General features: G+C 43.6%; 20 protein-coding genes. 18 read left to right on the top strand and 2 right to left on the bottom strand.

Annotation, left to right across the window (positions count from 1 at the left end):
• Positions 1–153 precede the first annotated feature (153 nt).
• The 7 genes from C6362_RS09485 to nrdD (C6362_RS09515) all read left to right on the top strand — a co-directional run bounded on the left by C6362_RS09485 (position 154) and on the right by nrdD (C6362_RS09515) (position 4,783).
• The gene (locus C6362_RS09485) at positions 154–423 is read left to right on the top strand and encodes a DUF3310 domain-containing protein (RefSeq protein WP_014016885.1); all 270 of its coding nucleotides are present in this window, start codon (positions 154–156) and stop codon (positions 421–423) included.
• 4 nt (positions 424–427) lie between these two features.
• The gene (locus C6362_RS09490) at positions 428–925 is read left to right on the top strand and encodes a hypothetical protein (protein WP_014016884.1); all 498 of its coding nucleotides are present in this window, start codon (positions 428–430) and stop codon (positions 923–925) included.
• Positions 918–1,370 (top strand): hypothetical protein, encoded by a 453-nt coding sequence (locus tag C6362_RS09495; RefSeq protein ID WP_014016883.1) that lies wholly within the window; start codon positions 918–920, stop codon positions 1,368–1,370. The genes C6362_RS09490 and C6362_RS09495 overlap by 8 nt, the downstream gene beginning before the upstream one ends.
• A 5-nt stretch (positions 1,371–1,375) precedes the next feature.
• Positions 1,376–1,915 (top strand): 4Fe-4S cluster-binding domain-containing protein, encoded by a 540-nt coding sequence (locus C6362_RS09500; protein WP_014016882.1) that lies wholly within the window; start codon positions 1,376–1,378, stop codon positions 1,913–1,915.
• Positions 1,896–2,159, top strand: a complete 264-nt coding sequence (locus tag C6362_RS09505; protein ID WP_014016881.1) for a thioredoxin domain-containing protein — start codon at positions 1,896–1,898, stop codon at positions 2,157–2,159. The genes C6362_RS09500 and C6362_RS09505 overlap by 20 nt, the downstream gene beginning before the upstream one ends.
• Positions 2,159–2,776: an anaerobic ribonucleoside-triphosphate reductase gene (gene nrdD / locus C6362_RS09510; RefSeq protein WP_014016880.1), complete on the top strand. Its 618-nt coding sequence runs from the start codon at positions 2,159–2,161 to the stop codon at positions 2,774–2,776. Before C6362_RS09505 ends, nrdD (C6362_RS09510) begins: the two co-directional genes overlap by 1 nt.
• Positions 2,777–3,049: 273 nt before the next feature.
• Positions 3,050–4,783, top strand: coding sequence for an anaerobic ribonucleoside-triphosphate reductase (nrdD, locus tag C6362_RS09515; RefSeq protein WP_014016879.1), 1,734 nt, complete (start codon positions 3,050–3,052; stop codon positions 4,781–4,783).
• Between the two features lie 415 nt (positions 4,784–5,198).
• Here the strand turns inward: nrdD (C6362_RS09515) and C6362_RS09520 are convergent, their stop codons facing one another.
• Positions 5,199–6,113 (bottom strand): IS3 family transposase, encoded by a 915-nt coding sequence (locus tag C6362_RS09520; RefSeq protein WP_014015019.1) that lies wholly within the window; start codon positions 6,111–6,113, stop codon positions 5,199–5,201.
• Positions 6,110–6,391 carry a transposase gene (locus C6362_RS09525; protein ID WP_014015018.1) on the bottom strand — a complete coding sequence of 94 codons (282 nt, stop codon included), beginning with the start codon at positions 6,389–6,391 and terminating at the stop codon, positions 6,110–6,112. Before C6362_RS09525 ends, C6362_RS09520 begins: the two co-directional genes overlap by 4 nt.
• Before the next feature lie 50 nt (positions 6,392–6,441).
• Here C6362_RS09525 and C6362_RS09530 point away from each other — a divergent pair, with 50 nt between their 5' ends.
• From C6362_RS09530 to C6362_RS09585, 11 genes are all read left to right on the top strand, one after another.
• Positions 6,442–8,328, top strand: coding sequence for a hypothetical protein (locus tag C6362_RS09530; RefSeq protein WP_014016878.1), 1,887 nt, complete (start codon positions 6,442–6,444; stop codon positions 8,326–8,328).
• Positions 8,329–8,337: 9 nt separating this feature from the next.
• A complete protein-coding gene (locus C6362_RS11835; protein WP_014016877.1) occupies positions 8,338–8,496 on the top strand; it encodes a hypothetical protein in 159 nt (52 codons plus the stop codon).
• On the top strand, positions 8,497–8,886 hold the full coding sequence (locus C6362_RS09535) for a hypothetical protein (RefSeq protein WP_014016876.1): 390 nt from the start codon (positions 8,497–8,499) through the stop codon (positions 8,884–8,886).
• A complete protein-coding gene (locus C6362_RS09550; protein WP_157868810.1) occupies positions 8,822–11,197 on the top strand; it encodes a pyocin knob domain-containing protein in 2,376 nt (791 codons plus the stop codon). The genes C6362_RS09535 and C6362_RS09550 overlap by 65 nt, the downstream gene beginning before the upstream one ends.
• A gap of 184 nt (positions 11,198–11,381) precedes the next feature.
• Positions 11,382–12,827, top strand: coding sequence for a hypothetical protein (locus tag C6362_RS09555; protein ID WP_041647275.1), 1,446 nt, complete (start codon positions 11,382–11,384; stop codon positions 12,825–12,827).
• The gene (locus C6362_RS09560; protein ID WP_014016872.1) at positions 12,820–13,191 is read left to right on the top strand and encodes a hypothetical protein; all 372 of its coding nucleotides are present in this window, start codon (positions 12,820–12,822) and stop codon (positions 13,189–13,191) included. Before C6362_RS09555 ends, C6362_RS09560 begins: the two co-directional genes overlap by 8 nt.
• Positions 13,178–13,867, top strand: coding sequence for a hypothetical protein (locus C6362_RS09565; protein ID WP_014016871.1), 690 nt, complete (start codon positions 13,178–13,180; stop codon positions 13,865–13,867). Before C6362_RS09560 ends, C6362_RS09565 begins: the two co-directional genes overlap by 14 nt.
• Positions 13,868–13,878: 11 nt before the next feature.
• The gene (locus tag C6362_RS09570; protein WP_014016870.1) at positions 13,879–14,643 is read left to right on the top strand and encodes a hypothetical protein; all 765 of its coding nucleotides are present in this window, start codon (positions 13,879–13,881) and stop codon (positions 14,641–14,643) included.
• A gap of 9 nt (positions 14,644–14,652) precedes the next feature.
• Complete coding sequence (locus C6362_RS09575; RefSeq protein WP_014016869.1) at positions 14,653–15,636, top strand: transglycosylase SLT domain-containing protein; 984 nt, start codon at positions 14,653–14,655, stop codon at positions 15,634–15,636.
• Complete coding sequence (locus tag C6362_RS09580) at positions 15,633–17,006, top strand: hypothetical protein (protein ID WP_014016868.1); 1,374 nt, start codon at positions 15,633–15,635, stop codon at positions 17,004–17,006. The genes C6362_RS09575 and C6362_RS09580 overlap by 4 nt, the downstream gene beginning before the upstream one ends.
• Before the next feature lie 18 nt (positions 17,007–17,024).
• Positions 17,025–25,121, top strand: a complete 8,097-nt coding sequence (locus C6362_RS09585; protein WP_014016867.1) for a hypothetical protein — start codon at positions 17,025–17,027, stop codon at positions 25,119–25,121.
• Positions 25,122–25,130 lie beyond the last annotated feature (9 nt).

Genomic DNA, 25,130 nt, shown 5'->3' on the forward strand with positions numbered 1-25,130 from the left:
TTGGCCAGTAATCTTTACTCCTATTATTGTTTTGGCTGTACTTAGTGTTCTAAGTCTACTTCTAGCTGCCTTAATTGCCAAATTATTCGGTATTAATTTGAGTTGGAGTAAGAAAGACAAATGTTTTTATTACAGACACCACGAGGAGGAGAAATGAAACAGCAAGTTGATTTAGCAGAAGGGATTCCGAAACCGGAGTGGTACGGGGAACATTATGAAGGTGATGTTCAGCCTATCGAGCTTATGCAGGCTCAGTTCAACACCGAAGAGTTCACCGGTGGGCTTCTGTTTAATATCATCAAGTACGCGTCCCGGTTTGGTAAGAAAGATGAACCGATTAAGGATGCCAAGAAGATTCTCCGGTATGCAGAATGGCTCGTAGACCATTGCGAGGGGAAAAAAGTAGACCCTAGAAAGGACTAGATATATGATGTTGTATGCCCATGATATTGCACTTATTTTTGACATGGAGCCAAACAAGACTTTTGCTGTTCGCCGTTTCAACTGCGAAAACGATTTAATCGGCTTCTTCTACTTCGACATGGATAAGGGATTGCGTAATGCCACCAACGACGCCGTATCCAAAAACGTACTCTTGAATCTGTTGGATGGAGAATATTACATCGACAAATGCACCGTGCAGGAAAAGAAGGAAGAGAAAGTTAAACCTAGTTCCAAAGAGAAGTTCAAACCTCATATCGGGGAACGGTATTGGTATATTCCTCTTCCTAGCCACACGGAAAAGAGTGCCATCTTTGGCAGTGTTAAAAGCTTTGAACAGAGCTTGAGTAGTAATTTCTTCCGTACGAGAGAGGAAGCTCGAAAAGGTAAGAAGGAAATCATTGCACAATACGAATCTTTCCAGAAAGAATGTGGAAAGTATATTCAGGACAAAAAGAGATTGGAGGCGTTCTTCGTTGACTAGTTTAGAAAAGAATCTTTTAGACCAAGTAACATTTATCGTAGATAAAGAAAACCGGATCGTAAAATGCCTCCCGAAATATGCGAAAGAAATGGGACTGCAAAGAGCTACGGAATGTATCGTAGCAAATATGGTTAATGACAAGATGGAAATTTATGCGGTATCAGAGAGTGGACTTCTTTTTACCCCGGCGTTTAAACAGTATCGGCTCAATAAGAATCAGTGCTTTGCTGTTGCGAAATGCTCACCGAATGATACCTTCGACGAGAAGGTTGGCAAGCGGGTAGCCTTCAATAAGCTGAAACTCCGATTGGTAAGGGTAGCGGCGAAAGTGTCAGCTAAAATTTCGTATAACGCATCCCAAGCTTGTATATGCTTCGATTTAGATACCATTGATGCTTTAGATAATTTAGCTGACACCATGTACAATAACAAAAAGAAGGAGTGATTCTAATGAATTCTTTCAATCCAATGGATGTTTCTAATTGTAAACTACCGGTTGTAAATAAAGGAATTACCCTTACAGAGATACCTAATCGTATCTCTGTATTTTTTGAAATCGGCAACTGTACCTGTCATTGTGATGGGTGTCACAGTCCAGAGCTTTGGGACACTAACTACACAATACCGAATATGACGGTTCAGGAAATCGTTGATTATGTCGATGAACAGTACAAGCTCGGAGCAAATGCCGTAGTTCTCATGGGCGGGATGAATAATAAAGATGTTTCAAAGGATGTATTTACTATTTTATTACTTGAACTGTCTACTAGACAAGTTGGTATTTACGTTGGTTCAGATGATTTAAAGTGGTTGCCATTGCTTCCGGTTAGATGGATAAAAGCTGGTGGGTATGAGAAAGACAAAGGAGGGCTTGATTCTCCGACAACGAACCAGCGGTTCTATGAATATGATCCCACTAATCGGGTGTGGGAGGATAAAACCAAAGAATATTTCCAGAGGAGTGATAATAATGAAGAAGAAAATCTGTAAGTTCTATATTGACAACTGTTTCCATTGCAATCGAATCAGCGGCACATTCGCAAAGCTGGCTGAAAAGTATAAAAACGAGATTGATTTTGAGAATAAAAGGGTAGAATCCTCCCTAATGGAGAAAAAATACAATCTGCACATTTACCCGACAGTTGTTGTCTATGATGGCGATAAAGAGATTGACCGGATTGAGGGGGTTATTCCACCGGAAGTATTAAAAGATTTTGTTGAGGAGGCTCTTTGATGACAAATAAAAAATCGTTCTTTAACTATCTTACACCGGAACAGATTCAGAAAAAGGTAGATTTCATTAATTTTTATATCGGGGCCACCAATAACGCATCGGCTTCCTTGGTAGACCCTAACTCCAATGTCTCTGAAAAGAATATGGGTACACTCAAGGAAGAGATGTATAAATTCGAGAACATCCAAGTCAGCCGCAAAATCATCAAAGACAAAATCACGGAAATGTTTGGAGATGATTTAGCCGACCAGTACGAGGAAGATATTGAAAGCCATCTTCTGTATTGCCATGATGAAACATTGGCCGCTTTTCTCCCTTATTGCGCTTCTGTCACGATGTATCCATTTTTGTTGAATGGGACGAAATGTTTGGGTGGTACAAGTAAAGCACCGAAGAATCTCCAATCTTTCTGCGGCTCGTTTGTTAATCTGGTGTACCAGCTGGCTACGAACTGGGCTGGAGCAACGGCGACCGTAGAATTCCTTATGTATTTTGACTATTTTGCCCGGAAACAGTATGGGGACAACTACCTTTCTGTAGCTAGAGACCGCATTGCCCAAGAGTTGCAAGGTGTTGTCTACGCTCTTAACCAACCAGCGGCGGCACGTGGTAAGTAATATTGCCACTACACATCTAATCGTTTATCAGCGAAGTCGTTGATTATTCAACGGCTGTCGGGGAAAGCTAAAGCCATTCAGGTATGCTAATCCCGAGCCAAGCTAAACTGAAAGCAGTTTAGAAGGTGTATCGACTATCCCCTGTTGTGGGGGAGTAGGGGAGCTATTGATACGTTCCTCGAAATGGTGTGCTAACATTTGTTAGTAAGAGATAGTCAGAGCCTACGTGAAAGCGTGGGGTACTCGAATCAATCGGTGTTTTGGAATATCTCTGTGTTCGATAAATATTACTTCGATAGTATCTTCGGTGGTTTCCGTTTCCCCGATGGCACTCAGCCAGATTACGATAGTTTGAGCCGGTTACAGAAATTCTTTATGGAATGGTTCCGAAAAGAGCGAAAGAAAGAACTCCTCACTTATCCGGTACTTACTGCCGCTGTATTACTGGACGAGGACAAGAAACCGAAAGATGGGGATTTCGCGTGGTTCCTTGCCGAGGAAATGTCTAAAGGATTGTCCTTCTTCATCTATGAATCTCAGAGTGCAGACTCTCTTGCGTCGTGCTGTTTTGACGCTAATCAACGAGTATTAGTACGTAACGAAGATGGCGTTAAACTTATCCGAATTGGTGATTTTAAACCAATGAGCAATTTAACTATATTCTTCGATGGGAGTTGGGTAAAAGGTAGTTTTGTGAAAGCAACTCCTACCGATAAAATGTATCGAATTGTAACGTCCAATAAAAAAGAAGTTTTTTGCACATCTAATCACATTTTCCCAACGATGGATGGAGATAAAAGGGCAGATGAAATTACTACTGACGACTGGCTTATGTTCAACGATAGAGCTTATAAAGAAGGCAGTGGGGAGTATAAAGATGGATTCCTTATTGGAATGTATTTGGGAGACGGTTCTATTTACGAACGGGAAAAATGTAATTCTGTCGAAGTTACCCTCTCACTGAATGAGGATAAGGTTAAGAAATGTATTGAATACCTACCCGGTTGGCATTTATACAGCTCTAAAAATAACGTTATATTTGCCAAGACAACTGACAAGAACATTGCTGAATTTATTAAATACTGGGTTAAGGGAAGTAGATGCAACACCAAAGAGCTTAATATGGATGTTTGTAATAAAAGCTTAGATTTTCGTCGGGGTATTCTTGATGGATTTTACGCAACCGACGGAGGAAATAGCAACAGAATTTATACAACATCTAAAAAACTAGCAGAACAAATGGAAGCTATGCTTACCACAATGGGTATCCAGACTATCTTGGATGTAAGCGATAGGACTAACGAAAAGGTTGTCGTTCGCGGGGAAGAGTTTACTCGCAATTTCCCTTTGTATTGCATCCGTTGGTATGAACCTAAAAATAAACGCTCTATGGGTGATGTATATAAAATAACAATTAACGGAACTTTCTTTAAAGTATCCGAGGTTCAGGAAATAACGAACTACGATGAACCTGTATATTGCTTTAATATGGCAGATGGCAAGGAACCATATTTCACATTGGCTAATGGTATTCAGACGCATAACTGTCGACTCCGCAACGAACTGGCCGACAACACATTTTCCTATACGTTAGGCGCTGGTGGTGTATCTACTGGTTCTTTCCGAGTTATTACCATCAACATGAACCGATATGTTCAGCAGTATGAAAGTAAGTTGCCATTTGGTGATTTGATTAGTCGTATCCATAAATACCTCGCCGCTCATCGAGCTGTAATCAAACATTACATCGAGCTGGGTATGTTACCGGCTTATACGGCGCAGTTCATTAACTTTGATACACAGTTCGGGACTATTGGTATCAACGGTATGTTGGAAGCTATGGAATATAAAGGCTTCTCCCCGACAGTAGATAAAGAAACATATCAGCAAGCAGTATCCAAATACCTTAAAGCGATTTACGACCTCAATAAGGCGGACATGGTTGTATATGGGTTCCGGTTTAACACCGAGTTCGTGCCTAAAATGCGTGGGCACATAGCGGCATAATACATAAACCGCTATAAGAAAACTCCTTTTAATTGACTTGAAGTCCCAGAAGTGGGTAACAAGGCGCAAGCGTAATGGTAGCGTGAACGACTAAATAAAGGAGGGCCACTTCGGTGGTTGTGCGATAGTCTGAACCGACGATATAACAAAATGAAACGTCGGAGTCGTGGTCAAGTGTAAAGACACTTTTGGAAGAACCACGACCGCCTATAAACCTTACCCTCCGGGAAGGAGGGCTTATGAAAAAATGTTGTTTTTGTGGTGTTACTGAAGAAAATGCAAGAGTAGAAAAGTATCATGGAAAATACTTTTGTCACAAACACTACATACAATACATGAGGCATGGTAAATGCTTCGATAGAACTATGGTCCTATGTCAAGATTTCGGACAAATTAAATTGAGGTTTTTCGTTTCTTAGATTCCCAGACGCATATTATGTTTCTGGAAATCAGCATACAGCTTTTCATAGTCATCCGGTGACATGTAGTTGCAATGGCTATGAATGCGTACGGTGTTGTAAAAGGTATTGATGTATTCAAACACCAACAAGTACGCTTGCTGATAATTTTGAATCTTGAAGCGATTGAGCCATTCCCGTTTAATCAGGGAGTGGAAGGATTCGATGCAGGCATTGTCCCATGGATAGCCTTTCTTCGAATAGCTGCGGCGCATTTGGGATGTCTCCCGAATATATGCCTGCGAAACATACTGGCAGCCACGGTCCGAATGGATAACCAACAGCTGTCCGGGTTTCCGGCATTGTTTGGCTTCCTGCAGCATCTTGACGATGCCGGCGACGTCCAGATTACGGGCCAGATTCCAGGCGATGATTTTCCTGGAGAACAAATCCATAATGCTTTCCAAATAGACGAAACCTTCAGCTGTCCAGATATAGGTGATGTCGCTGCACCATACTTGATCCGGTTCTTCAGGATTGAAGCATTCCTGAAGGATATTCACCAGCGCCACGTCAAAGTCACTGTTACGGGTCGTTACGGTGTAATGCTTTACCCAGCAGGCCTGAATGCCCATTTGCCGCATGTATACGCCAACTGTGCGTTCAGAGATACTGTCCCCGTTCTGCTGCATAACTTGGGCAATCTTCGGGGCTCCGTAAATCTGCTTGGAATCGTCGTAGATAGTTTGAATCTTTTTCTTCATCTCCTTGCGGTGCTGGGCCTGTTTCGATGGTTTGCGCGCCGCCCAGTCATAATATCCTGAAGAAGAAACGTCGAGTTCAGAAAGCACTCCGGACACCGAAAAACGACGTTCTGCCTGATGGGCATTTTCGGCTTCTTCCTGGACACTGCGATAGATGGCAATGGTCATTTGTCCAGAATGCTGATAGCTTTTTTTAGGACATTCAACGCATCCTTCGCATCCCGCAGTTCACGCTGCAGACGGGCGATTTCCTTAGCTTCATCCGAAGCATAGTTGCCGGAACCACGATAAGGCATTTCGCCATTGTCCTTCAGCTGCTTTTGCCAACGGGACAAGGTTTGTGGAGCAATACCTAGATTCGTAGCACAGCCAACCAAGCCGAGTTCCCGATGTTCATGATAATATTTAACTGCGTTGATTTTGAATTCTTTGTTGAATTTTGCCATACTGAGGCCTCCTTAGTTAATCCTATTGTACCACCATTAGGAACCTCAGTTTGACTTGTCCTATTTATATGCTAACACCATGGTCTAAGCCAATCCCAAAAGCTCCCCAAGCATTAACTGTTAATACCGAGTTCCAAGGGTTGCTTATTTCTTACAGCCCTATTCCCGAAGACTGTATCGGTATCTGTATCTCTATTAACGGGGAAAAACATTTTACCTCCGATGATTCTTTCCATTACTACTGTGTCATGGGGGATTTTACGGTCAAGGCTGCTTATTATGATTGCTTTGGGGAGGGAACGTGGACTAAAGAACAAACTGTCAGTCTTGTGACTCTGGTGGACCCGGCTTGGTTAAAGAGGGAAAGTATTACGCTAGAAAAAGTTGACAAGAGCATACAAACAGCCGTAAAAGATGCTCAGGATAGTGTAACAGGAATCGCGGAGCTTAAAACGACTACAGATTCCATCTCATCTACTGTTTCCTCGAATAAAGCTGCTCAGGACGCCCAAAACAAGAAGTTTGTTTCTCAGATTTCCCAGACAAGCTCCCAAGTTTCCTCCGTTGTTACAGATTTGTCTAACGCTAAAACAGATTTAAGCAATACCAAGGCACAGGTGAACAGTAATTATACAGCCATCCTCCAGAATCAAAACGATATTGCTCTAAGGGTAAAGACTGGAGAGCTTATCCAGCAAATAAACCTATCGAAAGAGGGGGTTGCGATAAATGGTAGCAAGGTTCATATTACTGGAGAGACTGTGTTTGATAACGGTGTAATCGTATCTTCGTACCTTGGTGACAAGCAGATAGTTGGGACCAAGATTGCTGACGGAGCTATTACGACCGGAAAATTGTCGGCAAATAGTGTCACAGCAGGAAAGTTGGCTTCTAACTCAGTGACGACTGACAAGATTGCGGCGGGAGCTATTAAATCAGATAAACTCGACACAGGAGCGGTTACAGCGGACAAAATCAAGGCTGGGGCTATTACTGCTGATAAACTCACTTCCGGTGCCGTAACCGCTGATAAGCTAGCCGCCAATACGATTAATCTGGCAGGAGCTTTAAAGATTGTTGGCGGTAACGTTACACTGGACGAAGACGGTATGACAGTCAAAGAAACAAATGGGAGTTCCGTTCTGTTTGGTGAAAATGGTATGTCATTTGTCGATAGCAATGGTCACACGTTTTCAGGTATTGGGAGATTTTGTACAGGAATCGTGAACGACGGCCAGACTGTTAAATTCGCTAACCCGTGGGACATCACTCCAACCGTCTTTTTATTCCCTATAAGACTACAAACTTCGGCTGTTGGGTACACCAATATCAATATGTATCAAGACGTAGAAGCCATTAATGTGTCGGCTAATGGGTTCACCGCAGTTTGTAAATCGGTTTTGAAAGCTGGTAGTGGCTCTAATATCCCAGTTTCATGGGAATGTCGTGGTAGTAATGAAAACCCAGGCGGCAATGGTAAAAATGAAAGTTATAAATATAACATTAACGTCCCAACGTCTGCCACCCATATTTGGATTTCCATAGAAATCTCTGCCTTTTATCAAAGCTATGTTCGGGTAGGCAAAAATGACTATCACGCGTTTGTCGCTTGGGACGAAGGGTCTGTTTCTGTTTCGACAAACACTGGTGTAAGTGAAGCCCGTAACAATTGTGTTAATGGATATGATGGGCAAAGTGCAGGGGAAGATACTTATAGTCACTATAAAAGAGATACCAAGAGTTTTACGTTTGACATGGACCTCTCACATGTTTCAACTGTAACGGTTACATTTTCGTTTAGCGGGGCATGTGATTCTCGGTCGTATGGAAAAATACTATCATACCGTACTAACCTAAATTCTGATGTCACGGTTTGTAGAGGGACAGCTGGCTTTATTGCTATTGACCCGAATACAGTTCCTTACACTATTTCATAGGAGGAGATTATGGAATATAAAAAGTATGTTCAAAAGCCATTTGAAGTAGAAGCATATCAAAATGATTCTGGCGACTATGTGTTTCGCTATAAAACGAACGGCGAATATATAGAAAGTACAATGCCTAAAGAATCTTTTGAATCTATATACGAATTAAAGGAGGAATAGATGGCTAAAATAAAACAAACTACCCCCACCCACGACTTTGTAGTCCCTCAGGGTGAGGATTTTATTTTCCAGCTCAAACTATATACCGGGGACAACACAGGCAAACAACCTCTCAACATAACAGGATATCAATTCCGGTGTGAGGTGAGAGAGGAAGCTGGCGATGATTCCCCCGCCATGACAGCCGATTGCCATATCGTGAATAATGTAAGCGGTATCGTGGAAATCCATTTTAAGGCGGATGATAGTGACACCCTGGAATTAGATGGCACTTATTACGGGGAATTATCCCAGTATACATACGACGTATTTGAAGTAGATTCAGATGGACTCGAAAAAAGAATCCTTTGCGGATACTTATACGTTTCTCCGTCTGTATCAAATCGGTGAGGTGAGACAAATAGAAACAATCGAAGTTATTCTCCCTAAAGAGAAGGAGTTAGTTGAACTGAGTACCGGTTTAAAAGGAGAAACCGGGGTTAGTATTACAGACTTTGTTCTAAACGAAGATGGGACGACGATAACCACTTTTGATAACGGAGAAAAGAGGGAAGCCAAACTAACCAGCTTTGTTAAGGTAAAAGAGGAAGCTGATAAAGCTCAGAAGAGTGCAGAGGCAGCTTACACGTCTATGGTGGCGGCGCAGGACTCCGAACGAAAAGCATCCGTCAGTGAGATTAACACCAAATCCTCTGAGCAAGCTTCTAAATTAAGTGAAACCAATGCCCGAAAAAGCGAAGAAAGTGCGGCATCATCTGCGGCAACAGCCACTGGGCAAGCCTCTAGTGCCAGAACTTCTGCGTCTAATGCTTCTGTGAGTGAGGCTAACTCAAAAGCCTCTGAGAAAGCGGCTTCAGTCTCCGCATCCAATGCAAAGGCAAGTGCCGATACCGCTTCCACTCAAGCATCAGCCTCGGCCTCTAGTGCGACTAGTGCAAAAAATTCAGCCACGTCTGCTAGTCAATCAGCTTCCAGTGCCTCTTCTAGTGCCTCCTCCGCAAGCAATAGTGCATCTTCGGCAGCTAGTAGCGCGGCTTCTGCTAGCGATTCAAAAGATAAAGCTTCTGAATATAAGACATCGGCAAGTGGTAGTGCCACAGCGGCGGCTTCTTCGGCATCTTCTGCTAGCACATCGGCCACAAATGCTAAAGCGGCCATGAACACTGCTAATACAGCGGCATCTTCTGCAAGCACATCGGCTACGAGTGCAAGTACTTCTGCTAGTAATGCCTCTAAGTCGGAGGTAGCCGCCAAGTCTGCTCAGGCTGAAGCAGAAAAAGCTAGAGACGAAGCAAATAGTGCTCTTGCGAAAATCTCTGGTGCCCTCAAATATATGGGGCAGGTAGATAACTATAACGACTTACCTTCCACTGGTAATTCTAAAGGGGATACTTGGAATGTAGTCAATGCCGACCTCTCGCACCATATCAAAGCCGGAGATAATGTGGCATGGAATGGGACAGAGTGGGATGACTTATCTGGGGTAGTAGATTTATCGGCTTATGCAGAAAAAACTGACTATCAGAAAGCAATCACTTCGGCCACAGCCAATGGAGCCACGATTACCTTTAATCACAAAGATGGTACAACTTCTACAGCTACGGTCAACAATGTGGCTTCTGCCACAGCGGCTACAAATGATGCCAAAGGACAGAAAATTGATACCACTTACGAAAAGATTTCCGATGCTTCTAACGTCCACGCATCTTTGCAGAATAGTATTAATACCAAGTTAGATAAAACGGGAACTGCTGTTTCTGCAACAAAGCTAAGTACAGCCAGAACAATTCAAATTAACCTTGCAAGCACAACAGCAACCGCTTTTGACGGAAGCGCTAATATTACTCCGGGAGTTACTGGAACATTATCAGTCAGTAATGGCGGTACCGGTTCAAATTCATTAGCTAATATTATAGTTGGTAGAGCGACATCTGATGATCATGGCAATAATATTGCTAACACATATCTAAAAAAGGCTTCTGCATTAGGAAAGAATAATTTAAATACAATTACAGCTGAAGGCATTTATTATCAGAACGGTAACGATGCTTCTAACGTAACGGATTCTAACTACCCATGTAATAGAGCAGGTTCTTTAATAGTAACTACTAATTATGCTGACGGTGATAGTGGATGCTCTCAAATTTATATTCCATATGATAATAATACTATATATATTAGACATCATATGGCAAGAAGTGGTATATGGTCTTCCTGGTCTAATTTAGCGACTACTGACAGTAATGTAAATAGTGCTAATAAATTAGCTACAGCTAGAACGATAAGCCTAACGGGCAACGCGACTGGTTCTGCTAGTTTTGACGGTAGTGGAGACATTAGTATTAGTACTACTGTTAATGAAAGTAAGCACGCGGCGGCGGCGGATATAGCAAAGACGTTGCAGTTAGTAGAAGGCGACAGATCAACGAGTCAGGCTACGTTTAACTGGATTGGAAAGGACGGACAGCCGGCGTGGCTATGGGGCGGTAACGGCATGAACAATATGTATGTCTACAACCCGTCAAATTTCTACGTCGCGAGAGCTAAAAGTGCGGATACGGCTACGAAAGCTAATCAGGATGCTTCCGGGAATGTTATCACAGATACCTATGCTAAAAAAACATATGTAGATGAACGTATTGCAGCTCTTGAGGATGCTGTCAACACCTTAAAGAAAGGAGCGACTACTACAAATGGCTAAATATTTGGCGTACCAGATTATCTTACACAAACCGATGTATAACAACATTATTGCAAGGTTCCCTAAGTACAAAGAAGGTATTGACAAGGTACTTGACGATATGGGGTAGGTGATATAACTGGCTAAACAAGTAGGAAAATCAAAAAGGGTCAAAGAGTTTGATGTTGGCTCTCTGGTCGGAGGGATGGATGTAGCCACTGACCCCTGGCTCCTTCATTCAAAAGAAAACCGGGCCCAAGTTATTGAGAATATGGAATTCGATGCAGAGGGGGAACGCCTCATATCTCGTCGAGGATTAGGCTCTCCACTCTATACATTCCCGGCTGATATTTTTTATATCTGGTACGACTACGGATTGAATAACTATATCGTTTTCCTAAAAAATAAAAATGTGTATACTTACGAGTTCGGTAAGACCCCGACGTTCATAGGAACCATTAACGGAGATGTTACCCATAAACCACAACTAGCTAGGTTTACAAACGCAAACGGGACAAAATTACTTATTTCGAGTGGCTCAAAATTGCAATACTACGAATATAGCGGTACGAGTATAAATACCAATGAACAGATGCCAGAATGTGACGAAGTTATGGAACGGTTTAGTCGTGTTCTTGTTACTCACTCTAGCACGAATAATATAAAATATTCCGGAGTCCTTGACCCAATGAACTGGACAGAAAACAGTAACGACGCATCCGCAATGAAAGATTTGGATGTAGGCGACGTTTCAGCTGTAGTTGGAATTTACCCCTTGGCCTCTGAGCTGATCGTCTTCAAGGCTAATGGTCGTATATATAAAATAGCTAATGAACCGGAAGATTGGAATGTCACTTTGGTTGGAACGGATAGTGATTTTATCGCCCGGGACGCTATGACTAACCTTGGGGAAGATGTTGTTTATTTCTCTCGGCAAGGGCTTAGGTCACTCCAGACCACAGAAACATATGGCAACTTCAAATCGCAGGAAATCGGGGAAGCCATGAATCCAGAAATGAAAAAGGATACAGGGGCCCCATGGCTTTTCAAGAGTCAGAGAACGCATCAGCTGTTTGTCAATCCAAACAATGGCCCGGTAATCTATGTATATCATTACCAACTTGGAGCTTTTACAAAGTGGATTTTCCCCAAACCTATCCAGACAATCGCCGAGGGGACAGAAAAGACCTTAGTCGGATGTGGGAAAGAGCTTTTTGAATTATCATCATCGAATCATACAGACGTAGTGGCAGGAACAGAGACTAAAATTCACCAGAGAATCGTTTCCGCTATCCTCGGTGATTTAAATGTCATGACATTATACCGCTCCCATCTCATTATAGATAGTGAAGATGCAGGCACAGCCAAACTCACGGTTAATGACGTGTCTTGGGATTGGAACTGGACAAAAGAAAAACAGAGAGAAGAGTTTAAGACGCAAATAAGAGCCGATAAGATGACTTTTACCTTCGAGACAGATGATATTATTGTATGGCATTTATGGGCCGCTGTTATCGTCCAGCAATACGTAACAATGACATCGGAGGGAACATCCTCCGGGAGAGGAAGTAGCTGGAGTAAAGGTAGTAGTTGGGGCCAAGGTACATTCGATGGTTCGGTCAGTGATTCAGATGGGAGTCCTTATGGTTAATACGAAAGATGTATTGTTCTACATAGAAAAATATGATAAGAAGTTGAAATCTCACTTCTTTGAAGATTGGGATTTAAAGAGGTTCCCGTTCGTGCTATTAATGCCGGACGGGAGCTTTTCTACATACGGTGTTAAGCCAGACGCTATAGAGATTGGGCCAACCAGTGGACATCTCAGAACAATGCTGACCATCTACGAGGGAATGGCAAGGCACATTGGTATAGCCAAGCTTAGGACATTCACGACGAGAAATCCTATAGCTTACGCTAAACTTAGTGGTGCCACTCTGGTGGATTCGATTGAAGAATATGGCCAGCCCACGGAATATATTTTTGAAAAGGAGGTTTTAAATGGGGAAAAGTAAGACTGAGTACCACGAAAGACCGTTGTCACCGGAAGAAAGACAACTTTATGCACAGCAGGTCCAGTATATGCAAACCATCCAACCCGGGATTGACGCCTTAATTGCTAAAGGGATGTCTAACATTAAGAAAACATACGATCCAGACTGGGGAAAGGTGTTTGATACATATTCTAGCAATATTCAGGACATTCTTGACCGACAGGCCAACCTTCTCGATGGAAATTTACCTTCCCAATGGCAGACGGCCAGACAGAATTACTATAACCGGTTATATGAAAATACCATGGGACAGGGCCTTCAGCAGATGGCTAAGAATGGGGTTGTTGGTAGTTCTCGAATGAATACGGCGACAAACGATTGGCAGAAGAACCTGTCAGCTCAGATGAGTAAAGATTACACAAATGACGTGAACCTCTATAATAATCTTCTCAATACCCGTGAAAGCTGGTTGCAGAACGGATTCAATACACAAGCACAAGCAGCCGAACAGAGCCGCAGACAGGCTACGGACTACTTCAATGCTGCTAGAGGTACTCAGCAATCGAATACAGCGGCCCTTTCGGCTATCGGTAATAACGAAAACGGCCGTGGCTATCTCACACAGTCAGGCGGTGGCTTCGGTAACTTATTGGGCGGCTTAGTTGATATGGGTAGCAGTTTCTTCGGTAGACGATAGGAGGCAAGTAGATGTTATATATCCCAAATGATAAAACGTCTGACCCTCGGTACAACCTTGGGCAGATTGCCGGTCTTGCTTTAGGTAAAGCTTATGAAGCTAGAACATCTCGTGAGGCTGGGAAACAGGTTCAGAATCAGAGAGCCAAAGAGGCTTATGATATCCAGAATCAGCAGAATCAAGCTCTTCAAGGAGCTTACAACGCATATATTCAAGCCAAACAGAAAGAACAGGATGAAGGCCAGTTAGCGGCAAAAAATTATAATGATAACCCAACCCCTGAAAACTTCCAGAAGTTAGTCGACTTCGTTCATAAAGTTCATCCCGGAGCTGAAATCAATAATACGGCTATGACGGATGCACTTAATTATTCAAAGAGTGGCCAATCGGCCTCCTTGCAACCATACCGTCAGGCGGCAATGAGTGCGGCACAGGTTATCAATCCTTATGTAGATTTCTCTTCCTCTGATTGGGGGACGGATACCTATAACATGGGGTTGAACCGAGCCAACTATACAAAGAACTTTGAGGAATCGAATAAAGGTAAGACCATTAATGGGAAGGGCGATAAGAAGTACCGGGAGTTCGTAGATTATAATAGTACCAACCCGTATAATGCAGGAATCCAAGGCCCCTTACAGCCGAACCTTCCTCAAGCACAGCCTTTGAACTTGAAACTAAATACACCGAGCCCGACCCCTATGACTTTACAGGATGCACAGCCTCTTGGTAATTATTTTAACTTTGGTGGATTACAAAAGTATGTCAATCAATAGGAGGAATGAATGGCAGGATATGCAAGTTACATCGTAGATGCAGCCAATCAATATGGGATAGACCCGAATATTGCTCTTGCTATCGCTGCTCGTGAAACTGGTGGCGACGACGTAAACGCAATCAATATGGCTGACGGTGGCGGTTTAATGCAGATTACCGACGGTTCAGCCGCAGACTATGGGGTTAATGACTTATACCCTGACTGGGCCACGGACCCCCAACAGAACGCCTTAGGTGGTATGCTCATTCTAAAGAAAAAAATTGATGAACAAGGTGGGGACGTATGGGCTGGGGTTAGAGCTTATAACGGAGCTGGCCCGATGGCTGACCAGTATTTGGCTCAGGTACAGCAGAACTATAACAATCTGGGTGGTTCAGGAAAGGGTACGTTTAACTTTCAAGCAAAAGATGCGCAGAATCGTCCTTTCTTAAATATCCTGACACACTTGCGAACGAGCGACCCAAACGAGCCTTTTGACTACAAAAGCATCTCTGAAATCATGGCTCAGTCTAATCCAGATGTGCGGAACGCTATTGATGCCCAAAAGCTGACAAGTCGGGATTATGTCAACGATACGAACTTTATGAGTCCAGACGTAGCCAAGCTGGTTAGGCCGACATCTCAGACTTTGATGCAGAACCGTATCGATGAAATCAAGGATAACATGGGTCAGCAGATGCTCCAGGATAATTTACGAAAGGGAATCAGTGCTATCAACCTAATTAATAAAAGTAACAACGTAGACAATAAAGGGATGTACTCTGGGTTAATGAAATCTATTGGCATTGATGTTCCCAGTAACGTCGACCAATACGCTAATAGCGGGGATATGCTCGATAGCATGATACAGGACGCAGAGAACGACCGGAAATATAATATGCAGGTACAGAAAGCGCAATTCGCACAACAGCAAAGAACAGCCCAGCAGGGGCTTTTACAGGATAAATTGAATCACATGAATAAAATGTATTCCATGATGGGAGGTGCATGAGAATCTCTTATGCAGATGGCTTCTTAGGCCAGACGATGAAGAATGGCACTAATGGATGTGCGGAAGCTGTCGGCCTTATGGGGGCCGGTAACAGCCAATTCCTTGCTAACGAGTATAATAATGGTCAATATTCAGTTCCCGGTATGGTGTCCGACGCCCAGCAGGCCGGAATCCCGGTCATCCCTTACCAAGCAGGAGCAGCTAACCCCAATGATGTAATCGTGTACGGGGACAATGACCACGTTGTTCTATCTGATGGTAATGGTGGTTATTACGGGAACTCTAGCTCACAGAACCAGATCGTACACGGTAGTGACGCTACGCAAATGGGAGGACTTCAACCGACGGCTATCATTAAAACCGGTGGCCAAGGTGGCAGTTTCAATTTCCAAGCCAAGGATGCGAACGGGAACCCATTCATTAATTTAGCCGCGAAAATCAGGACAAGTAATCCGAACGAACCATTCGACCAACAGAGCCTTATGGACATATTGTCTCAACCGACTCGTTCATATGCCCATGAAAAACGAATCCATTACCTGACCGACCGAGATTATCAGGGAGACCTTTTGTTCTTGAATCCAGATGTAGCCCGATGGATGAAAGACAGCGCTAAACAACTGAATGATAATCGTGACGCAGATTTAAAAGAACAAATCGACCAAGCAAACCAGCAGACTAGGTTGAAGCAGGCTATGCAGTTAGCACAGCTTATTAACGGGAGCGGCAGTGTAGATAATCGACGTGGTTACGCGGCTATGGCCAAGATGTTTGGGATTAATTTGCCGACGAATGATGACCAATTCGTTAATAGCAGTGACCTCTTAAAGACACAGGTACAAATGAATAATGCTGAACGGAACTATAACTTCCAGCAACAGCAGGCTAAACAGGCACAGGATAACTGGCAGAAGGAATTCGACCTCAAGAAAGCAATCCAAGACCGACAGGCTCAAATCGAAGAACAGAGATTGGCTCTTGCCGCCGCTAGAAGTGCTGGTGGCGGAAGTAGATATGGAGGCGGAGGCAGTTCAGGTAAGGGACCTCATTACTCCATTGGGGATATTGCAAAGATTAAAGAAACTCTCAACGCTCCGTTCCAGCAAGTATACGATGCCGCCGCCGATGGTAGTATGTCTGGTGATGAAATTAGAGAAGCTCTCAAGAACGCTGAGTACGAAAATATCAATACCTTGTCTATGCTTGAACCTGACGGTGGCCCGGGCAGTGCATACGGGCAAGAAGTAGAAGATAACTATGTGAACAAATTGAAGGATAAATTCGGGGAAGACTTGAGTGACCAAGAACATACATGGACAAATAACCCGATTACAAGAACACTTCATGATATTTTCCCTAGTGTATTTTGATTGATTAGGAGGGGTTAGATGGCAGGAAGAACTACAGAAGATTATCTTCAGGCCTTATACGATAGAGCCGAAGCAAATGACCAATACCTCGATAGCGTCATTGCCCCGGATGATGGGGGGACGTATGATTCCTTCGGTGACGGTGGTTTTTTAGATTCGGCTATTAACGGTGCTCTCAACGGGTTAGGGTCTAGCCTCGGTTCTATCGGCACTTACATGAATCAGGAATTTGGGTTTGGACAAGGCCTTGAGGATTTTGGGGATGCCATTTCACAGGGCAGGCAGGCAAGACGGCAGTTCACCCGTAATGATCGCCTCTTTGACTTTATCACAGACCCGAATGGTCTTACATATACAGCTTTTAATCTTGTAGGTTCTTCCGCCCCTGACTTAGCTGTCACTGGCGCTGTTGGTGCCGCTACAGGTGGTATTGGAGGAGCGGCTGTAGGACTTGGTTTAAAAGCGGCCAAGGCCGCAAGATTGGCCAAGACCGCTTCTTCCTTAGAGAAAGCAATTGCCGTAGGTACAGACGCTAGTGAATTGAGTACGGGGGCAAGGATTGCCAGAGCCGCCTTCAATGCCGCTCCAGAAATAGCCGGTAACGTAGCTGGTGGCTATCTTGACGCCGCATCAGAAGCAGGTGATACATACAATCAGGCTATCCAGAACGGGGCTACTCAAGAAGAAGCTCGTAATGCTATGGATACTGACTTCATGGATAACATCGGTATGTCAATTGCCTCCAATGCTGTTGAAATGGGAATGTTCAAAGGGGCCGCAAATGCTCCGAAGAGACTCCTCAGCAGTGCGACAGAATCTACCGAACAGAAAGCTGGAGAGGGCTTGCTTGGTTCCTTATCCGATTTTGGGGGTAAGGTAGCAGACTTCGCAGACAAGAGGTATTCTACTAGGGTTCTTGCTCATAGCGTTCCCGGAATGGCAGTAGAGTCCTATACAGAAGGCCTACAGAATGAATTCCAAAACAGTTCCATTACTGGAGAAGATGTTAATTATAATCCTCTCGAAATGGGAGATGAATCTAAAGACCAAATGTTTATGGCTGGCATGGGTATGATTCCTACAGGTCTCCTTGGCGGGATTGGCCATCGCAGAGCAAGAAGAGTATCCCCGGCTGACGAGGTTAGTAATCCTGTTGAAGTGGTTAATAGTCCGGTCGAAGAAACGGTTAGAAATACTCCGAATACCATTCAAGAGGAATCTCCGATTAGAGAAGATGTTCCGGTTACAGAAAATATTCCAGTTGATGAAACTGAACTTACTCAACAGGATTTGGATGCTATCCCGATGAACTCACAAGAAACAACGGCCCCTCAGCAAGTTGACGCGTCCTTAGTACAGGCAGGACCTAAAGACTTTGCCCAACAGCTCATAGACAAAATGAACAACCCTACGGAGTATGACTTAGCTGAACAGGAAGCTTACGGGAAGAGTGACAACCAGTACCAAGCTAACCAAGCTATTGCCAACCTGATTGATACCGAAGATGGAAACGTCCTTGGATACAACCCGGTACACGGTACGTCTATGATGACAGGCCCGGAACGGGACGACCTCGTTAAGGCCATGATAGAATCGCCAAATCTACCAATCATCTCTGACAGTAAGAGCGCACAACCAGTAGCCGCTATCCTCCAGCAACGGAATAATGACCGTTACCGTCAAGCTACAGCCCAAAGTCTTATTCAGAAGAAAAATGAGTTAGGGCTTCCTATTTCCCAGCAGGAATTAGATAACGCTAATAGCATTTCTCCGAATACAGGATTTTTCCCGGCACAGCGCAAAGAAATCCATGTGCAGGAAGTAGCGAACCGAAAGGCAGATAGAGAACAACACACACAGAATATAGCTACTGCCGTAAGTGCTATCCAAGAGGATATTAAGCAGAACGGGGTTTATAGCGATTTCTATAAACCTAAGAGCGGAGATATTTCTGATGCTGGTAAAGCACGTCTCAATAAACTCGGAGTTACCCCTGATGACGCCGGTATCTCTAAAGTTTTAAGAACAAATTCGGCATCCGCAACACGTTCCTACGAATTACAGAAGAAAGAAAAACAGAAGGCTACAGAACAGGTTATCAAAGATGATTTCTTGAAGAATGGGGTTCACTCTAAGTACTACACATCCGATGGTAAATTCGATTCGCTCCCCAATGAGGTAAAACAGGAAATCACTAAAGGAGCTGGTGGGGAAGTCACTCATGCAATCCGCAACCAGATTCAAACCTTATCTGGGAAAGCTCGTGCTGAAGATAGGGTCAAGACGCAGACTATCGCCAATAAAAAGAACCATATGGATACGGTTCAACGTATCAATTCCAGCCGTGAAAATAGAGGAGTTACGCTTGACGCTAAGAAAATGGAAGGTTTGTCTGCCAAGGAACAGCGCCGTCAAATCGAGATGGCTAATGCCCAGATTGCCAAGCGGAATAGGATTGCTGAAGTAGATGCTGTCCGAGGCTTTGAAAAACAGCGTATCGATAAATCCCATGAAGTAACTATTGAATCTCCATTTGCTCAAAAATTATCTCAATATGCAAATAAAGGCAGAGATAAAGAAGCTATTACCGAACTCCACAACTTCACAGAAAACTTCTTTAATTATAAAAAGGGCCTCAGTATGAGCCGCCTCCTGTCTAAGTTCCCTAAGAAATACCGCGAATCCGTCAAGGAAGCTGTTACTTCATACGTAAATGCCCGCACTCAAGATAAATACAATCCTCAAGACCACATCCAGAACATCGAGCAGAAGGTAGCTGAAGTAGATAGACAGGCAAAGCAGGTATCCGACGAAAAGAATAGAGAACGGGCACGGAGAAGTTATGAAAATAAAAAGGAAATCCAGAAGGCAGAACCTAAACCGGTACAGGGCAGTGCTCAGGATTTATTGAATATCATGTCAAAAGTCCAAGATGACGAAAGCAAATCAAAGCCAGAAGCAAAACCTGTCAAGGAACTCTCCGGAGCTACAAAAGCCAAAAAGACAAGGGCTGCGCTCAATGAGGCGAAACCAAAAGGGAAAGAAGAAGAAATAAAAACTGTTCGTTCCGCTGGGAAGGCTCTTGCTAAGGAAATTCGTGGTAAGCACCTGGCTAAAAACGACCCTATCCACTATTTCCTCCATCACGAAGAACTTGAAAAGAAATACGGGGAACGTGCCGCCACTCTTAGTGGTAAAAATGCTTCGTTTGTCACTGTTGAGGATGGCAAAAACGTTAGGAAACCATATAGAGGGGAATACTTCCAAACAGGAAATCATAGAGAACCACTTGTCCCTTCCATTGTTAACTGGGTTAATGATGGACCTGTCAAAGTAGCAAGAGCCGTAAATTTCCCCGGAGATAAAGCTCTCCAAAATCTTGTGGAATCAGGGCAATACACACAAGAAGAAGTAAGTAAGGCTAAGACCGAATATGAAAAATACAAGAAACAAGCAGATGACGAAAAAGCAGAGGCTCAAGCTGAAACAAAAGAGAGGAAAGCTAGAGAAAGTGAAAATAACGCAGGTACATATTTAGCAAACACAAAAGAAAAAAGAATAACCTCTTCAGAACCTTTATCTTATAAGTACGAAGACGGAATGATAACTTCTTCTACCTCCGATATGGACGTTAAAATCCCTAACGGTGAAATTGAAGCATTCGGTGGAGATAAAGTGAAGTTAAAAGATGCCGATAAGCAGGATATTGCAGATTATCTCTCAGACTATTATAATATAGATACAGAACCGGATAACATCAAGGTTACGAAGGAAAATGAAGTCCATGTCACAGATGCTTTCCGCTATTTCTTCCCGGACGATGTATCTAAAGATATTTTCAATCGCCTCGGCGAAGAAGACCAGAAGAAATTCCTTGCAGACGGATACGAAGTGAAAGGAGAAGATAAAAATGTACAGACCGACGAAACTACCTCCGATGCCAGAGGGAGTAACGGACCCGAGCATTTGGAGGGGGATGTGGTGCAACGGAATTCTTACCCTCCCAGAAGGAATGACGCAGGAAGAAGTGGACAAGAAACTCTGGGAAGGAGACAAAGAGTTTCTGGACAAGTACAGCAAGCCAGTAGGGGGCTTGGACCCGAATATCGATTAACCAAACTCGGTAACAAACTAAAGAAAGCCATCCATTTGGCAACTCCAGAAGGAGTAAGTATCGACGCACCCACTTTAAACAAATTAATAAATGACTCATTTGGAGATTTATCACCACGGTTGCAATCGAAAATTGCGGAAGCTCTTGACGATATGGCAACCGTGTTTATTTATGATGGGGAAAAAGAAAAGACCGGAGCTCTCGGTAGAACCTATTCTGAATATAACGTAATCAGAATTTTCAAAGATGCATTATCCGGGGATAAAAGTACACCTACCGTACTCCATGAAACTATTCACTCTCTCCACGCCGCTATTGAACGTGGATTAGGGGATAAAGAATACGGGATTAATTACATCACGTCTAATAATTTCGTTGATAAAGAAAAAGACCAGTTAGAGGATTATAGGATTGAATATACAAACAGATTGATTGAGCAACTCCGCGAAGGAGAAGGTTTTACCAATAGCTGGAGAATCTTAGTATACGACCATACCATAAGGAACCCCAAAATAGTTGATTATGTATGCGATAAAATATCTAAGAGTAAAACTTTACAAGAATCATTAAAAAAGAATAAGGAATTATACGACGAACTTTTTGTAGCTAAAACTTTATCTCAACTTCAATTAGCATCAAAATATCCTCAATACAAATCCCAGTTAAAAGGTGTGGAAGACAGAATCATTGATATGGCAAACAAAGCGGTCGACGGAGCTGGGACATTGAGCTCTGCTAGAGCCTCTATATTGGAAAAGGCGAAGGTTCTGAAACCATTCTCAAACGGTACTTTCACAGATAAGGCTGTTAAAGCTTTTCTGAACTTTGTAGAAAATAGAAATACCCCATCCGCTGATGCTATGTCTATTAAGGAGCGTATAGATAAACAACTACACAAGGTCGGTATTCCCACTCACGAAGAAACAGCTCAAAGAGCAGCCCTGTATGCCGCTGGTGTCCTTCCGGGTAAAGAACGTATGAGTATCCTTCAGCGCCAATTTGAAGACCCCCTTCATATCTTCAAAAAATACTTCCCTGATGGTATGCCTATCTACCGGTTAGCAGATGGAGCCCGCCGCAAGATGGAAAAGTTCGTTGGAGATTACTCCCAGAAATTCTTGGACGTATTCAAAGGCCTCGATAAAGATGAACGGAAGGTATTCGACTCCCTCGTTTTGAAAGCCAATGAAATGCACCGAGACCCTATGCAGGTCATTAACCTTGACGATGGGATTCACCTCGCAGTCCGTCATGACGCCTTTATTGAACATTACGATAGCGCTCCTGAAGCTATTAAAAAGATTCAGGAAATCCGTAACTCTGGTAAATATCGTCTGTCCAAGATGATTCAGGAGTCGGAAGAAAACGAAAACGCTGGATTCGGCAAAGGCTTCACAGTATTTGCTCTCCCTAAAGGCAGTGCCGCTTTCAAGTCTGAAGATGCCGCCCAGAAGTACGCAAAAGCTCACGAAAAAGAAGCTTATATCTCAATGATTCGGTCTCTCTCGGACAAACCGATGAAGTCATCTCAGGTAGATAACGTCATGAGTTCCTTTATGAAATACCGAGACATGATGGATAAGGTCTACGAAACATCTGCGCAGGCCGCAAAAGAGTCCGGGGCTAACTATAAACTCCCAAAGAAACTCAACGGCTATTTCCCGCAAATCCACCTTCCCTACGTCGTTTGGGTAAAAGATAAGGACACCAAGACCTTTGTCCGCACCGCCAGCTTCTATAACGCCTCCGAAGCATCCAAGAGGGCAAAGGAACTGAACCAAGCCGGACAAGAAGCTTACTGGGCAGAAATTAATCCTATCAACGCCATGGCTCACGGAGATAGATTAGCTAAAGTTGATCGAATGACAGAAGACCAGCTTAAACAACTGAATGACGAAGGGTTAATCTCCGTCAGCGAATCTAATAATGACACAGGCAATTATAATGAAGCTCTCAAACGGGTGTTTAATCCCTTGTTCAAGGAACATCATACGGTTGCCATTAAAGATGTTATGTCCCATATCGAAAAAGTGAACCGATACAGGAGCAATACAGGCAGTGCCGTTCATGACAACTACGTTAAGAAGCTCCAGTCCCAGATTCGGGTAACGGGATTGTATAAAAAGCTTCAAAAGATGAAGAAGGATGCTATCATTTCCCAAGATGAACTGAATAATATCATTAATAGCGCCAACATGAAACAACAGTTCAATCCGTTCTTCCAGAAGCGTTCCGGAGCCAGCGGCTACAGCCAGAACGTAGCGGACTCTGTATATCGTTACCTTATCACGTCCGGGAACTTTATCAGTAAAGCAAAGTTCTACGCAGAAGCCACGGCCTATTACACGAGTAAATATCATAAAGACATTCGGGAAGAGGCTACAACGAACGAACAGAAATTCTTAAAGACGTATATCGAAGCTAACCACAGACCCACTTCCGTTACAGCCCTTGACCGGATGATTAATGACTATATGAACCTGCTCGCAGAAAAAGACCCGACGGGTATTGGTTCCCTGCTCCGTAGACGGTACGGACATAACCTCTATACAGGGCTTGCTAAAGACACACTGTCCTTACAAAATCTTTTGAAACTCGGCTTGTTCCGCCCGGCTTCGTTGGCTGTTCAGGCTTTTCAGGTACTTAACGCCAATGCAAAACTTGGTGGTAACAAATATATCGGTATGTCTAAATACTTCCGGACGGGACTCAAGGAAGCAACCGGATCGAAAAACGATGCTAAATGGAAAGAGCTTTATGACTATATCGGAATCAACGAAAGAAGCGTAGCTATCGATTCGGAAATCCTCGGTCGTCCTACCGGCGTCTTTGATAAGAAAATCCTGTTCGGCAAATCGGCAAAGGATTTGGCAGATAAGTCTATGTGGTTCTTTAATGTCGGCGATAAGTGGGCACGTAAAGCAACCGCAATCGGTGGTTATCTGAAAGCTATGGATGACTTTAAGGAACTCTCCCATGATGAAAAGAAAATGATGTTGGACGAAGCAATTACTTCATGGCAAACAAAGAAAGACCGAGCTAGACAGAACCACTATCCTTTTAAAGACCCTAAGCCCACGATGGCAAGTGTACGGAAAGAATACGTGTTCAATAAAACGAAAGACTTGGTCACAGAAACGAACTTCAACTATTCGGTAACAGATTCTCCGTTAGCTATGACCGAAGCCGGGGTAACAGGCAAACTCCTCCTCCAATTCAAGAAATATCCACTGTTCACGTTGAACTTCATGCTCCACAATACAAAAGAAGAGAATATCCGGTTCCTCGTCCCCATGTTCATCATGGCTGGCGCCCTGGGTATGCCTTGTGCTAATCTAGTAGACGACATCTTCGATAAGACGACGGGCCACAGCCCCGTCATGGCTTTGAAGAAAGGTATGATTAACTGGGCCGGTGGTTCCTCTGCGAAGAAAGCCTTGGTCAACGTAGCTCTGTATGGTGCTCCGTCATTGGCCGGCATCAACCTTTCCGGTAATATTGGCCTTGGCGACGCTATCCAGTTCGACCTCGGGCCTACTGTATCGACCGTATCCAATATCGCACAGGGCAACGGAATCATTCGTTCTCTGGCCCCTAGATTGGGTGCTCTTGAAGAAGCTGTAACCGGCAAGAAAGAAAACAAATACGGACAAATCACAGCAAAATACACTCCCTACGACCAGCTCCTCAAGGTTTTCGGTTTCCGGACGATGGCAGAGACGAACTCTTCGGATGCTACTCGCGTCATGAAACTGGCTACTCAGAAATATAACGAATGTAAGTCCCAAGCTAAGAAGGAATATATCAAGAACCCGAACACAGATAATTACGAGGCATTAAAGATTTATGGTATGAGTGACGGTGATATTGCAAAGCTGCTGAAAACTAAAGATACAACAGCCATGGAAACTGCAATTAAGACGGTTCCAAAGAAGGCAAAGAGCCCGGAAGCGCAGGAAGTACGTAACCTGTCCAAGGCGGCTCAGGAGTTCGTAAAGTAAGGGGGATGA

Source organism: Megasphaera elsdenii DSM 20460, assembly GCF_003010495.1.
GTDB lineage: Bacteria > Bacillota > Negativicutes > Veillonellales > Megasphaeraceae > Megasphaera > Megasphaera elsdenii.